At 70.9% G+C, this 13,679-nt stretch carries 12 protein-coding genes; 4 read left to right on the top strand and 8 right to left on the bottom strand.

Annotation, left to right across the window (positions count from 1 at the left end):
* Positions 1-59: 59 nt before the first annotated feature.
* From ACIPFH_RS32130 to ACIPFH_RS32120, 3 genes are all read right to left on the bottom strand, one after another.
* Positions 60-1,016 (bottom strand): CopD family protein, encoded by a 957-nt coding sequence (locus ACIPFH_RS32130; protein WP_401831996.1) that lies wholly within the window; start codon positions 1,014-1,016, stop codon positions 60-62.
* 94 nt (positions 1,017-1,110) lie between these two features.
* Complete coding sequence (locus ACIPFH_RS32125; RefSeq protein WP_401831993.1) at positions 1,111-2,574, bottom strand: CoA transferase; 1,464 nt, start codon at positions 2,572-2,574, stop codon at positions 1,111-1,113.
* Between the two features lie 104 nt (positions 2,575-2,678).
* Entirely contained in the window at positions 2,679-4,208 is a 1,530-nt protein-coding gene (locus tag ACIPFH_RS32120) for a S8 family peptidase (RefSeq protein WP_401831990.1), read from the bottom strand.
* A gap of 313 nt (positions 4,209-4,521) precedes the next feature.
* Here ACIPFH_RS32120 and ACIPFH_RS32115 point away from each other — a divergent pair, with 313 nt between their 5' ends.
* The 3 genes from ACIPFH_RS32115 to moaA all read left to right on the top strand — a co-directional run bounded on the left by ACIPFH_RS32115 (position 4,522) and on the right by moaA (position 7,663).
* Complete coding sequence (locus ACIPFH_RS32115; RefSeq protein ID WP_356250468.1) at positions 4,522-4,878, top strand: DUF485 domain-containing protein; 357 nt, start codon at positions 4,522-4,524, stop codon at positions 4,876-4,878.
* Complete coding sequence (locus ACIPFH_RS32110) at positions 4,875-6,500, top strand: cation acetate symporter (protein WP_401831988.1); 1,626 nt, start codon at positions 4,875-4,877, stop codon at positions 6,498-6,500. The genes ACIPFH_RS32115 and ACIPFH_RS32110 overlap by 4 nt, the downstream gene beginning before the upstream one ends.
* Before the next feature lie 173 nt (positions 6,501-6,673).
* Positions 6,674-7,663, top strand: a complete 990-nt coding sequence (moaA, locus tag ACIPFH_RS32105; protein ID WP_401831985.1) for a GTP 3',8-cyclase MoaA — start codon at positions 6,674-6,676, stop codon at positions 7,661-7,663.
* Between the two features lie 77 nt (positions 7,664-7,740).
* Here the strand turns inward: moaA and ACIPFH_RS32100 are convergent, their stop codons facing one another.
* Positions 7,741-7,959 (bottom strand): hypothetical protein, encoded by a 219-nt coding sequence (locus tag ACIPFH_RS32100; protein ID WP_359123759.1) that lies wholly within the window; start codon positions 7,957-7,959, stop codon positions 7,741-7,743.
* Positions 7,960-8,156: 197 nt separating this feature from the next.
* Positions 8,157-8,564, bottom strand: coding sequence for a DUF3099 domain-containing protein (locus ACIPFH_RS32095; RefSeq protein ID WP_401831981.1), 408 nt, complete (start codon positions 8,562-8,564; stop codon positions 8,157-8,159).
* A gap of 246 nt (positions 8,565-8,810) precedes the next feature.
* Here ACIPFH_RS32095 and ACIPFH_RS32090 point away from each other — a divergent pair, with 246 nt between their 5' ends.
* Positions 8,811-9,089: a GlsB/YeaQ/YmgE family stress response membrane protein gene (locus tag ACIPFH_RS32090; RefSeq protein WP_401831979.1), complete on the top strand. Its 279-nt coding sequence runs from the start codon at positions 8,811-8,813 to the stop codon at positions 9,087-9,089.
* Between the two features lie 136 nt (positions 9,090-9,225).
* Here ACIPFH_RS32090 and tyrS read toward each other — a convergent pair whose 3' ends face one another.
* From tyrS to ACIPFH_RS32075, 3 genes are all read right to left on the bottom strand, one after another.
* Positions 9,226-10,494 (bottom strand): tyrosine--tRNA ligase, encoded by a 1,269-nt coding sequence (gene tyrS, locus ACIPFH_RS32085; protein WP_359123756.1) that lies wholly within the window; start codon positions 10,492-10,494, stop codon positions 9,226-9,228.
* A 78-nt stretch (positions 10,495-10,572) separates the two neighbouring features.
* On the bottom strand, positions 10,573-11,976 hold the full coding sequence (locus tag ACIPFH_RS32080) for a metallopeptidase TldD-related protein (RefSeq protein WP_401831976.1): 1,404 nt from the start codon (positions 11,974-11,976) through the stop codon (positions 10,573-10,575).
* Positions 11,973-13,496, bottom strand: a complete 1,524-nt coding sequence (locus tag ACIPFH_RS32075; protein WP_401831973.1) for a TldD/PmbA family protein — start codon at positions 13,494-13,496, stop codon at positions 11,973-11,975. The genes ACIPFH_RS32080 and ACIPFH_RS32075 overlap by 4 nt, the downstream gene beginning before the upstream one ends.
* Positions 13,497-13,679: the final 183 nt, after the last annotated feature.

Genomic DNA, 13,679 nt, shown 5'->3' with positions numbered 1-13,679 from the left:
CCTTCGCTCCATTCATCGTCGGCCTTGGGTCTCCACCCTTGATCCGCGGCCTTGCGCCGTCAACCGTTGACGGGCAGCGGCAAGGCCGTCAACAGCCCCGACGCCGCCACCACCAGGCCCAGCACGACGATCTCCACGCGCGCGGGGGAGCAGGCGGCGAGCGGGTCGGGCGCCCGGCGCAGCCTGCTCCGTGCCCGCAGGGCGAGCAGGGCGACCGCGCCCACGACAAGCACCTTGGCGAGCAGCACCCGCCCGTACGCCGTCGTCGTGAGCTGGTCGAGCACCGTCTCCGGCGGCATCCTGCGCAGTGAACTGCACAGCCCGGTCGCGGTGACCCCGGCGAACAGGACGGCCGCCACGCGCGCGTAGAGCCCGAGCAGTGCGGCGCCCGCCTCGGCGCCGCCCCACCGCCGTAGCGTGCGGAGCACGCTCAGCAGCCCGCCCGCCCACAGCGCCGAGCAGGTCAGATGCACGACAGTCAGTGCGGAGCCGATCAGCGGCGCGTGTTCGGTCGGCGGGTGCGCGCGCAGCGCCTCCGCGAGGATCACCGCCGTGAGCGGCCACACCTGGCGGTTCGGCCGGCGCGTGAGGGCGCACAGCCCCGCCACGGCGAACGCGATCGCCTCCACCAGAGCCAGGACGCCGCCCCGCGAGCCATGGCCGTGCGGCGCCAGCTCCCCGACGGCCGCCGCGGCCGCGAACCCCACGATCGCCGTGTACGGCGCCCAGCTGACCGGCGAGCCGGGCGGGGCGTCGGGCACCCGCCGGGCGAGACCGGCCGCGAACAGTTCTCCCACCTGCACGCACAGCGCCGCGAAGAGCAACGTCCGCAGCAGCGCGACCAGGCCGGAGTCCGGGGTCGCGGCCTCTCCGGTGCCGTGCGCGGCGACGGACGGCCCGAGCAGCGGGACGAGGGCCGCGAGCGCCACCAGGGCGAGCAGCGCCGTCGCCCGGCCGGGGCCGGTGCGGCGTACGGGTATGGATTCGGTTGCTTCGGTCGGTCGTATCAGGGCCATGGCAGGATCTTCACCACGCCCGCCAAACCGCAGCAACTCATCCTGAAACGGTCAAATGTCGCGGCACCCGGACGGGACCGGGCCGTCCGGCGGCTCAGAGCCAGCGCGCCGGATCGGCCCCCCAGGGCCCCGGTGGCCGCACCCAGTCGCCCGGCCCGCCGTCGAACGACACCGGCGGAAGGGCGTATCGCAGCAGCCCCAGAGGGCTGCCGGTCTCCGCGAGCCAGGGCTCGGAGCCGCGGGTCTCGCCCCCGGTCGCCTCCCGCTCGTCCTTCTTGGTCATCCCTTTGCCCGTCCCTTCGCCCATCCGGACGCCCTCGCTGCGTACGCCCCCGGCCCGGACGTTCCCGCCCTCGCCCGCCCGCGTTCCGGCGGTGAGCCACGCGGCGGTCCGGGCCAGCGCCAGCCGTACGAACCGGCTGCCGCCGTCGTACGACTGCTCGGTCAGCGCCCGCAGCACGGCCGCCGCCAGGAGGTAGCCGGTGCCGTGGTCGAGAGCCTGGGCGGGCAGCGCGCCGGGCCGTTCCGCGGAGCCCTCGACGGACGCGATGCCGGTGGCCACCTGGACCAGGCTGTCGAAGCCGCGCCGCCCGCCCCACGGCCCGTACGCGCCCCAGGCCGAGACCTGCGCCACGACCACACCGGACCGGCGCTCGGCCAGCGCCTCGGGGGAGAGCCCGAACCGGTCCAGTGCCCCGGGCCGGTAGCCGGTGACCACGACGTCCGCCGCCGCGAGCAACTCCTCGAAGCGGTGCCGGTCCGCCCTCAGGTCCAGCAGCGCCGAGCGCTTGCCGAAGCCCGTGTCGGCGTGCTGGTCGGCCAGTTCGGGCAGGTGGGGCGCGTCGACCCGCAGGACGTCCGCGCCCAGCAGCGCGAGGGTGCGGGTGGCGACCGGCCCGGCGAGGACCCGGGTCAGGTCGAGGACGCGCAGCCCGGCGGCGGGCAGCAGGGGGCCGTCCGTCAGTGGTGCGAACGTGCGCGCGGGTGCCCCGTCCGACCGGCCCCGCTCCGCCAGGGGGCGAGCGGCGACCGCGGCCGCCTGCTCGTGCGCCGCCCATTCGTCGGGTGTGCGCAGGGCGACGGCCAGGCCCCCGGCCGCGTACACCGCCTGCTCCACGTCCACGGCGGAGCGCTCCGCGAGCGACGCCTCGACGTCGGCCGTACCGGCGTCCTCGGGAAGGCCGAGCGCCCCGAGCAGCCGCTCTCGGTGGTGCGGGTAGTTGGCGTGGGTGCGCACCCAGCCGTCGGCCGTCCGCCAGAACCGTGACAGCGGGGCGAAGAGGACCGGCGCCCGCCCGTCGATCAGCAGCTGCCGCTCGCTGACGAACGCGGTGGCCACCGCCGCGTCGTCCACCCGTACCCCGGGCACCTCCGCGAGACCGGCCCGCCGCGCCCCCAGTTCGGCGCCGGCCAGGGCGCACACGCCCACACAGGCGCGCGCCAGCTCCGGCACGGGGAGGCGCGCCCGCAGAGCACCGTCCCGCACGACGGTCGACACGCGCGCGACGAGGGCGGGATCGCCGCCCAGTTGCGACCAGGCGTACTTGATTTCCGACATGACTGAACTATGCATCATTGATTCGATCAACATATGCGGGAAGGGCCGGGCGGAAATCCGCCCGGCCCTCGAACCGCCCGTCGGTCGCGCCTGCTCTCGGGCGCCTACTTCACGGCACGCAACGCGTTCACGACGCCGTACCCGAAGAAGCCGTTGACGGGCTTGCCGCCCACACAGGTCGCGTCCACGACCCCGTCACCGTTGCCGTCGTACGGCTCGGTCGGGCACGCCGTGCTGTCGGCCTGGAGCTTGAGCAGCGCCTGCAGTTCGGCCGGACTCGCGTGCGGGTGGGTCGACTTCAGCAGCGCGGCCACACCGGCGACGTGCGGGGACGCCATCGAGGTGCCCTGCAGGAAGCCGTACGTGTTGTTCGGCAGCGTCGACAGGATGCGGCCGTTGGCCGACGGTGTGTCCGGGATCTGGTACTTGTCGCCGCCCGGGGCCGCCACGTCGATCGCGCCGAGGCCGTAGGTGGAGTAGTACGACTTGGTGCCCTTGACCCCCGTCGCGCTCACCGTGACGACACCCGGCAGCTGGGTCGGGACGTCGAAGCACTCGTGCGGGTCGACGGTCCGCTCGACCGGCGTGGAGTCGTCCGGGCTGGAGGCGTCGACCAGGGAGTCGGAGTCCAGGTCGTGGTTGGAGTTGCCCGCCGACGCGACGTTGATGGTGCCCTTCTTCTGCGCGTACAGCTGGGCCCTGTTGACCGCGTCGACGATCGCCTTCTGGTCGGGGTCGTCCATGCAGTTGTACAGCCACGGGTCGACGTAGTAGCTGTTGTTCGTGACCTCGACGCCGTGGTCGGCGGCGAACACGAAGGCGCAGACGACGTTCTCCGGGTAGAAGAGGCCGTCCTTGGGGTCGCTCACCTTGATGCCGGCGACCTTCACGCCGGGCGCGACACCCGCCACGCCGATGCCGTTGCGGGCCGCGGCGATCTCACCCGCGACATGGGTGCCGTGGTAGTCCTCAGCCGTGTAGGGGCGCCAGGCGCCCTCGCTGGTGTCCGCGACACCGCCGACGCAGTTGGCCGACTGGGACGCGGAGAAGTTCGGCGCGAGGTCCGGGTGGGTGTCGTCGACGCCGGTGTCGATGACGGCGACCGTCACCTTCTTGCTGCCGGGGTTGATCGTGGCGGCCTTGTCGGCGCCGATCGCGCGCAGGTCCCACTGGTCGGCCTCGAGCGGCTCGCTCTGGCCCGCCGCGTCGGACGCCTTCTCGATCTTCGCGGCCTCCGCCTTGGAGAGGACCTGGGCCGCGCCCTCGTCGGTGGTCCCGGCGGCGCTCAGCGGCGCGGTACGGGTCGCACCGGCCGACTGCACGCCGCGCACCGCGCGTATCTGCGGACCGAAGTCGGGGTTCGCCGAGTGGACGACGAGCACGCCGATCTTGTCGTAGGTCGCGACGACGGTGCCACCGGCCTCGACGACCGCCTGCTTCACCTTCCGGATCGTGCTGTGGTTGGCCTTCGTGTTGACGACGTACGCCAGGGTTCCGGCATCGGCCGCCTGGGTGGCGGAGGCCGCGACAGGGGCCGCGGAGGCCGCCGTCGGCAGGAAGCCGAGGGAAGCGGTCAGTGACAGCACGACGGGCACCGCGAGCGCGAGGCGGCGTCTGGAAGGCAGATGAGCCATGGGGTCTCCACATCATCCGGAAAAGGGACCTGGCCCGAGCACAGGTGCTGCTGGGCAGGTACATGACGGGTGGTGCTGGCCCCGAAGCTATCTCCCTGACTCACCGGCCAGCAATGATTTCCAGGCGGCGAGTTTGCCGACCCATGACCTGACGCGGCGCACGCTCGTTGGTCATGACCTGCCGAAGGCCACTTCGACAAACCCGCCCGACGCGTTGAACCCGTCCTGGTGCGGCGCCGTGACCTTGGGCAGGGAGCGAGAGGACACTCGCCTCCTTTCGCCGTCCGACCCGCATCCGCAACGAGGAGACTTCGTGGCCACCGAGACACCGCCCCCCTCGAAATCCCCAGCCCGACTCCCGTCCGCCGAGGAGTTCGTCGCGGTGCAGGAGAGCGCGGAGTTCGGTGAACTGCGCAGCTCCTACCGCAACTTCGCCTTCCCGCTGACCTTCGCCTTCATCGTCTGGTACCTGCTGTACGTCCTGCTGTCCAACTACGCGGGCGACTTCATGGGCACCAAGCTCTTCGGCAACTTCAACGTGGCCATGACCCTCGGCCTCGCCCAGTTCCTCACCACGTTCCTCATCGCCTGGTGGTACGCGCGGACGGCCGCCGCACGGTTCGACCCCAAGGCCGAGGCGATCAAGTCCCGGATGGAGGACGGAGCATGAGCCCCGCACAGCAGACCCTGATCGCCGCGGGTGAGGCCAGCGAGCACCGCACACTGATCATCATCCTGTTCTCGGTGTTCGTCCTCGCGACCCTCGTCATCACCGTCTGGGCCGGCCGCCAGACCAAGGACGCCGCCGACTTCTACGCCGGCGGCCGCCAGTTCACCGGCTTCCAGAACGGCCTCGCGGTCTCCGGCGACTACATGTCCGCCGCGTCCTTCCTCGGCATCGCGGGCGCCATCGCCCTCTTCGGCTACGACGGCTTCCTGTACTCCATCGGCTTCCTGGTCGCCTGGCTGGTCGCCCTGCTCCTGGTCGCCGAGCCGCTGCGCAACTCCGGCCGCTACACGATGGGCGACGTCCTGGCCTACCGGATGCGCCAGCGACCCGTCCGCACGGCGGCCGGCACCTCCACCATCGTCGTGTCGATCTTCTACCTGCTGGCGCAGATGGCGGGCGCGGGCGTCCTGGTCTCGCTGCTGCTGGGCATCACCAGCGACAGCGGCAAGATCGGCATCGTCGCTCTGGTCGGCGTGCTGATGATCGTCTACGTGACCATCGGCGGCATGAAGGGCACCACCTGGGTCCAGATGGTCAAGGCGGTCCTGCTCATCGCCGGCGCCCTCCTGCTGACCTTCCTGGTCCTGCTGAAGTTCGACTTCAACCTCTCCGACCTGCTGGGCTCGGCCGCCGACAACAGCGGCAAGGGCGCGGCCTTCCTGGAGCCCGGTCTGAAGTACGGCGCCACCGGCACCACCAAACTGGACTTCATCTCCCTCGGCATCGCCCTGGTCCTGGGCACCGCGGGCCTGCCGCACATCCTGATCCGCTTCTACACCGTGCCCACCGCCAAGGCGGCCCGTAAGTCGGTCCTCTGGGCCATCGGCCTGATCGGCGCCTTCTACCTGATGACCCTCGCCCTCGGCTTCGGCGCCGCCGCGCTGATCAAACCGGACGAGATCACCGCCTCCAACAAGGCAGGCAACACCGCGGCGCCCCTGCTCGCCCTCCATCTCGGCGGCGTCGACTCCAACTGGGGCGCCATCCTGCTGGCCACCATCTCGGCCGTCGCCTTCGCCACCATCCTCGCGGTGGTCGCCGGCCTCACCCTCGCCTCCTCCTCGTCCTTCGCCCACGACATCTACGCCAACGTCATCAAGAAGGGCACCGCCACCGAGAAGCAGGAGATCAACGCGGCCCGCTACGCCACCGTCGGCATCGGGGCCGTCTCCATCCTCCTGGGCGCCCTCGCCCGCGACCTGAACGTCGCCGGCCTGGTCGCCCTCGCCTTCGCGGTCGCCGCCTCCGCCAACCTTCCGACGATTCTCTACAGCCTCTTCTGGAAGCGGTTCACCACCGCCGGAGCCCTGTGGTCGATCTACGGCGGCCTGGTCACCGCGGTCGGCCTGGTGCTGTTCTCACCGGTCGTCTCGGGCAAGCCCACCTCGATGTTCCCGGACGTCGACTTCCACTGGTTCCCGCTGGAGAACCCCGGCATCATCTCGATCCCGGTCGGCTTCCTGCTGGGCGTCGTGGGCACCCTGCTGTCGAAGGAGGAGCCCGACAAGGCCAAGTACGCCGAACTGGAGGTCCGCTCCCTCACCGGCACCGGAGCCCACTGAGCAACCGCTGACCACGCCCCCTCCACGCGGCCGCGTCGTAGATCCCTACGACGCGGCCGCGCCCTGCCGCACGGGATCTCGTGGGATCGGGGGCCCTGTCTCTGTCACCGGTGTCACGTAGGCTCTCGAGTGACGGAGAAGAACACGCGATCGTTACGAGGGAGGGGGCCCACGTGCTCATCGACACCTACGGCCGAGTGGCCACCGACCTGAGGGTCTCGCTGACCGACCGGTGCAACCTGCGCTGCACCTACTGCATGCCCGAGGAGGGCCTGCAGTGGCTGGGCAAGCCCGACCTCCTCACGGACGACGAGATCGTCCGGCTGATCGGCATAGCGGTCTCCACGCTCGGTGTCGAGGAGGTCCGCTTCACGGGTGGCGAGCCCCTGCTGCGCCCCGGCCTGGTCGGCATCGTCGAGCGGGTCGCGGCCCTGACCCCCCGACCCCAGATGTCCCTCACGACGAACGGCATCGGCCTGCGCCGCACCGCCACGGCCCTCAAGGCGGCGGGCCTGGACCGGGTCAACGTCTCCCTCGACACCCTGCGTCCGGACGTCTTCAAGACCCTCACCCGCCGGGACCGGCACAAGGACGTCCTCGAAGGCCTCGAAGCCGCCAGCGAGGCGGGATTGACCCCGGTGAAGGTGAACTCGGTCCTGATGCCGGACCTCAACGAGGACGAGGCCCCGGACCTCCTCGCCTGGGCCGTCGAGAACGACTACGAGCTGCGTTTCATCGAGCAGATGCCCCTGGACGCCCAGCACGGCTGGAAGCGCGAGGGCATGGTGACGGCCGGGGACATCCTGGCCTCCCTGCGCACCCGCTTCGACCTCACCGCCGAGGGCGAGGGCGAGCGCGGCTCGGCCCCGGCCGAACGCTGGCTGGTGGACGGCGGCCCGCACCGCGTGGGCGTCATCGCCTCCGTCACCCGCCCGTTCTGCGCCGCCTGCGACCGCACCCGCCTCACCGCCGACGGCCAGGTCCGCACCTGCCTCTTCGCCCGCGAGGAGACGGACCTGCGCGCGGCCCTGCGCTCCGGCGCCCCCGACGAGGAGATAGCCCGTATCTGGCGGCTGGCGACGTGGGGCAAGAAGGCGGGCGCGGGCCTGGACGACCCGTCGTTCGTCCAGCCGGACCGCCCGATGTCCGCGATCGGCGGCTAGGTGTATCGACCCGCGGGGTTGTCCACGCGGGTGATGGGTGGCCGGCCGCCGGGCGGGTCGGCGTCGGCGATCGGCGGTCAGGAAGCTTCCGGGGATTCCCACTCGGCCAGCAGGACGACGTCCTTGAGGAAGCCCCGGACCCCGAGGAACTGCGACAGATGCTCCCGGTGCTCCTCGCACGCGAGCCACGTCTTGCGCCGCTCCGGCGTATGGATCTTCGGGTTGTTCCACGCCAGTACCCAGACCGCGTCGAAACGGCAGCCCTTGGCAGAACAGATGGGGGTCTCGTCACTCACAGAGTTGTCTCACCACACGCACACAAAGGCGACGCCGAGCAGCCACGGGGGGAGCTGCCCGGCGTCGGTCCGTCGCTCCGACGGGGGATGCGGAGCGCGTACGAAGTATGTCACGGCCAGCCGCTCCCACGGCACTGGAACAACATGATTGATCTGAGCTTTTCCTGAGCTTCGCGCACAGTTGGTTCAGGGCCGGCTCATGGCTGCCGCTCAGCCGGATCGGGTGCCGATTCCCTCCGCGGGGATTCCGCGAAGCCCTCCTCTTTCGGGTCGGGGCCCGCCGTATCAGCCTCCCGGGGCAGCGGAGCGATCATGGTTCGCACAGGCGCGCTCAGGAAGGTGGAGGGGAGCGAAGGCACGTTCTCACGCCCCGCGTTGGCGATCACCACCGAGATGTAGGGGAGCACCACCCCCAGGACCAACGCCACGACAGCCACGTGCCGTTCCACGTTCCACAGCGTCGCCGCGAGGATCACCGACACCGTGCGGATCGACATCGAGATGATGTACCGACGCTGCCGACCCCGCACGTCCTCCTGGAGTCCCTGACGCGCACCGGTGATCCGGAAAACCTGAACGTTCCCGCCGCCACCCTGCTTCCGCATCACATTCCACCGTCCGCCCGCATCGACCCCGCCTCGGCCCCTGTCCGGCCCGCACCCGATCGGGGAGCCGCGCCCGGACGACGTCCACGTTACGCCGCGACTGCGCCGCCTTCGAGAGCGGGTCGCCTCCCGTCCGGGCGAACGCTCTGCGTCGTCCCGCGTACGGCCGTACCCGACATGCGCCGTACGGCGAGCCGATCGAGACTTAGGGGCAATGCTCACGTAGAGCCGTACGAGGAGGCAGCCATGGGCTGGTTGTGGGCGATCATCGTGGGATTCGTGCTGGGCCTGATCGCGAAGGCGATCATTCCGGGAAAGCAGCACAGCCCGCTCTGGCTGACCACCATTTTCGGCATGCTGGGCGCGATCGTGGGCAACTCGATCGCCCGTGCGGCGGGGGTCGAGTCGACTTCCGGAATCGACTGGAGCCGCCACGCGTTCCAGCTGATCGCCGCGATCGTCATCGTCGCCCTGGGCGACATGCTCTACATGGCGACGCTGGGCAAGCACAAGCAAAGGACCTGACGGGCGCGCCCCACAGGGGCGCGGGGAACTGCGCGACAGGCCACGACGAATGCCGCGGTCGCAGAACCCGCACCCCTACGGCGCACCCCTCACGGCGCACCCCCTACGTACAACCCGCAGAGCGTGAGCGCACCGCTCAGACGTCGGTGACCTCGACGGCGGCCAGGTTCTTCTTCCCCCGCCGCAGCACCAGCCACCGCCCGTGGATGAGCTCTTCCTTCGCCGGGACGGCGTCCTCGGCGGTGACCTTGACGTTGTTCACGTAGGCCCCGCCCTCCTTCACGGTCCGCCGCGCGGCGGACTTGCTGGCCACCAGGCCGACCTCGGCGAAGAGGTCCACGACCGGACCGAGCTCGGCGACCTGGATGTGCGGCACCTCGGAGAGGGCCGCGGCGAGCGTCCGGTCGTCGAGGTCACCGAGTTCGCCCTGGCCGAAGAGGGCCCTGGACGCGGCGACCACGGCGGCCGTCTGGTCGGCACCGTGCACCAGCGTCGTCAGCTCCTCGGCCAGCGCGCGCTGAGCGGCCCGGGCCTGCGGACGCTCCTCGGTCTGCTGCTCCAGCTCCTCGATCTCCGCATGGGACCTGAAGCTGAAGATGCGCAGGAACTTCGAGACGTCCCGGTCGTCCGCGTTCAGCCAGAACTGGTAGAAGGCGTACGGCGTGGTCATCTCGGGGTCGAGCCAGACCGTGCCGGACTCCGTCTTGCCGAACTTGGTGCCGTCGGCCTTGGTGATGAGCGGAGTGGCCAGCGCGTGCACCACGGCCTCGGGCTCCACCTTGTGGATCAGGTCGGTGCCCGAGGTCAGGTTGCCCCACTGGTCGCTGCCGCCGGTCTGGAGCGTGCAGCCGTGGCGCCGGTACAGCTCCAGGAAGTCCATGCCCTGGAGGATCTGGTAGCTGAACTCGGTGTAGCCGATGCCCGCGTCGGAGTTGAGCCGCCGCGAGACGGCCTCCTTGGCGATCATCTTGTTGACGCGGAAGTGCTTGCCGACGTCCCGCAGGAACTCGATGGCCGACAGCCCCTGCGTCCAGTCCAGGTTGTTGACCATGACCGCCGCGTTCGGGCCCTCGAAGTCGAGCAGCGGCGCGATCTGCGCACGCAGCCGCTCGACCCACTGGGCGACGACCTCGGGCGCGTTCAGCGTCCGCTCCGCGGTGGGCTTCGGGTCGCCGATAAGACCGGTGGCGCCCCCGACCAGGCCCAGCGGACGGTTGCCCGCCTGCTGGATCCGGCGCATCGTCAGGATCTGCACGAGGTTGCCGAGGTGCAGGCTGGGCGCGGTCGGGTCGAAGCCGCAATAGAACGTGACGGGACCGTCCGCGAACGCCTTGCGCAATGCGTCCTCGTCAGTGGAGAGGGCGATCAGCCCGCGCCACTTCAGTTCGTCGACGATGTCCGTCACGGTTCTCGTATCTCCTTGATGATCTTCAGACGGTCCGCGGACCGTCTTCGGGCGGTCGAGCGACCACCGGCTACGAGGTTATACGCCCTGACTGACAGAGCTCATATTGAAGTCCGGCACCCTCAGCGCAGGCATCGCAGCCCTAGTGAACCAGTCGCTCCACTCCCGGGGCAGCGTCTTTTCGGTGCGTCCCGCCTCCGTCGCCCGCCCCAGCAGGCCGACCGGCGACTCGTTGAACCGGAAGTTGTTCACCTCGCCGACGACCTCACCGTCCTCGACCAGGTAGACGCCGTCGCGGGTCAGGCCGGTGAGGAGCAGGGTCGCCGGGTCGACCTCGCGGATGTACCACAGGCAGGTCAGCAGCAGCCCGCGTCCGGTGCTCGCGACCATCTCCTCCAGGGAACGGTCCTCGCCGCCGTCCAGGATCAGGTTGTCGGGCCCGGGCGAGGCCGGCAGGCCGGTCAGGGCCGCGCTGTGCCGGGTGGTCGTCAGGTGCTTCAGCTCGCCCGCCCCGACCCACTCGGTGGGCCGCACGGGCAGACCGTTGTCGAAGACCGACTGGTCACCGCCGGAGGAGTGCGCGATGACGAACGGCGCCGACTCCAGGCCCGGCTCGTTCGGGTCGCTGCGCAGGGTCAGCGGCAGGTCGGACAGCTTCTCGCCGAGCCGGGTGCCGCCGCCGGGCTTGGAGAACACCGTCCGGCCCTCGGTCGCGTCCCGGCCGGACGCCGACCACAGCTGGTAGATCATCAGGTCGGCCACGGCGGTCGGCGGCAGCAGCGTCTCGTACCGCCCGGCGGGCAGCTCGATCCGCCGCTCCGCCCAGCCCAGCCTTACGGCCAGCTCGGCGTCGAGCGCCGCCGGATCGACGTCCTTGAAGTCCCGGGTCGAGCGCCCGGCCCACGCCGAGCGCGTCCGGTCCGGGGACTTGGCGTTGAGCTCCAGCGTCCCGTTGGGCTGGTCGTGCCGCAGCCGCAGTCCGGTCGACGTGCCCAGGTACGTCGAGACGAGCTCGTGGTTGGCGAAGCCGTACAGCTCGCGACCGCCCGCACGCGCGCGTGCGAACGCCTCGCCCAGCGCGGGCGCGAAGTCCGCGAACACCGCCGACGAGGTCTCCGCGGGCCCGTCGGTGAACTCGGGGGACCGGTCCACGCCCCTGACCAGTGGCTGCGCGTCCTCCGCGGGGCCCGCACCACGCGCGGCCGCCTCGGCGGCCCGCACGAGGGACTCCAGCTCGTCCGCGGTGACGGCGGCCCGCGAGACGACACCGGAGGCGGTGCCCTCCTTGCCGTCGACCGTGGCGATCACGGTGAGTGTGCGCCCGCGCGTGACGCCGTTGGTCGTGAGCGCGTTGCCGGCCCAGCGCAGGTTCGCCGTCGACTGCTCGTCGGCGATGACGACACAGCCGTCCGCCCGCGACAGCTCGAGGGCGCGCTCGACGATCTCGTGCGGCTGCTGCGCCTTCTTGGTGCCCGCGCTCATCGACCGGCCTCCTGCGTGGTGTTGAGGATGTTTACTCCCTTGAAGAGGGCCGACGGGCAGCCGTGCGACACCGCCGCCACCTGGCCCGGCTGGGCCTTGCCGCAGTTGAAGGCGCCGCCCAGGACGTACGTCTGCGGACCGCCCACCGCCGCCATCGAACCCCAGAAGTCGGTGGTCGTCGCCTGGTAGGCGACGTCCCGCAGCTGGCCGGTGATCCGCCCGTTCTCGATCCGGAAGAACCGCTGGCCGGTGAACTGGAAGTTGTAGCGCTGCATGTCGATGGACCAGGACCGGTCGCCGACGACGTAGATGCCCCGGTCGACGCTGCCGATGAGACCCTCCGTCGACATACCGGCCGGGTCCGGCCGCAGCGACACGTTGGCCATGCGCTGCACCGGCACATGGCCGGGGGAGTCGGCGAAGGCGCAGCCGTTGGACCGCTCGAAGCCGGTCAGCTTCGCGATCCGCCGGTCCAGCTGGTAGCCGACGAGCGTGCCGTCCTTCACGAGGTCCCAGGACTGGCCCTCGACGCCCTCGTCGTCGTAGCCGACGGTCGCCAGGCCGTGCTCCGCGGTGCGGTCACCCGTGACGTTCATCAGGTCCGAGCCGTAGCGCAGCTTGCCGAGCTGGTCGAAGGTGGCGAAGGAGGTGCCCGCGTAGGCGGCCTCGTAGCCGAGGGCCCGGTCCAGCTCGGTGGCGTGCCCGATCGACTCGTGGATGGTCAGCCACAGGTTCGACGGGTCGACGACCAGGTCGTACAGCCCCGGCTCGACGCTCGGCGCCCGCATCTTCTCGGCGAGCAGTTCCGGGATCCGGTCGAGCTCCTCGTCCCAGTCCCAGCCGGTTCCCGTGAGGTACTCCCAGCCGCGTCCGGCGGGCGGCGCGATCGTGCGCATCGAGTCGAACTCACCGCTCGACTCGTCGACGGAGACCGCGTTCAGCGCGGGGTGCAGCCGCACCCGCTGCTGGGTGGTGACCGTCCCGGCGGTGTCGGCGTAGAACTTGTTCTCGTGGACGGTGAGCAGCGAGGCGTCCACGTGATTGATCCCGTTCGCCGCCAGCAGCCGCGCGCTCCAGTCCGCGAGCAGCGCCGCCTTCTCCTCGTCGGGGACGGTGAACGGATCGATCTCGTAGGACGAGATCCACGTCTTGTCCGCGTGCACCGGCTCGTGGGCGAGCTCGACCCGCTCGTCCGAGCCGGCGGCCTTGATCACCTGCGCGGAGAGCTTGGCCATCGCCACGGCCTGCGAGGCGACCCGCGCGGCCGCGTCCATCGTCAGATCCACGCCGGACGCGAAACCCCACGTACCGCCGTGCACCACCCGCACCGCGTACCCGAGGTCGGTCGTGTCGGACGACCCTGCGGGCTTGGCGTCCCGCAGCCGCCAGGACGCGCTGCGCACCCGCTCGAACCGGAAGTCCGCGTGCTCCGCCCCGAGCGCACGCGCGCGTGCGAGAGCGGCGTCGGCGAGGGCGCGTAGGGGTAGGGCCGTGAAACTTTCATCGATGCTATGGGGCACCTACGTCTCTCCCTGGTGTCGTCCGGTGTGAAGGCCTCGATCATGTCGCGCCCGGCGCCTCCCGGACCACACCTTTCCGCCCCGCTTCCGCAAACTTTCTGTAGGGACCCGACAGCCAGTCCGGTGAGCCACTGTCGGTGCCCGAATGTCCGTAGCCCGAAGCGGACCGATAGGTTTCGAGGG

Source organism: Streptomyces sp. NPDC088157, from assembly GCF_044741545.1.
In the GTDB taxonomy this organism is placed as follows: Bacteria; Actinomycetota; Actinomycetes; order Streptomycetales; family Streptomycetaceae; genus Streptomyces.
Note: the sequence above shows the minus strand (reverse complement) of the source record. Positions and strands in the feature narration are given on the sequence as shown.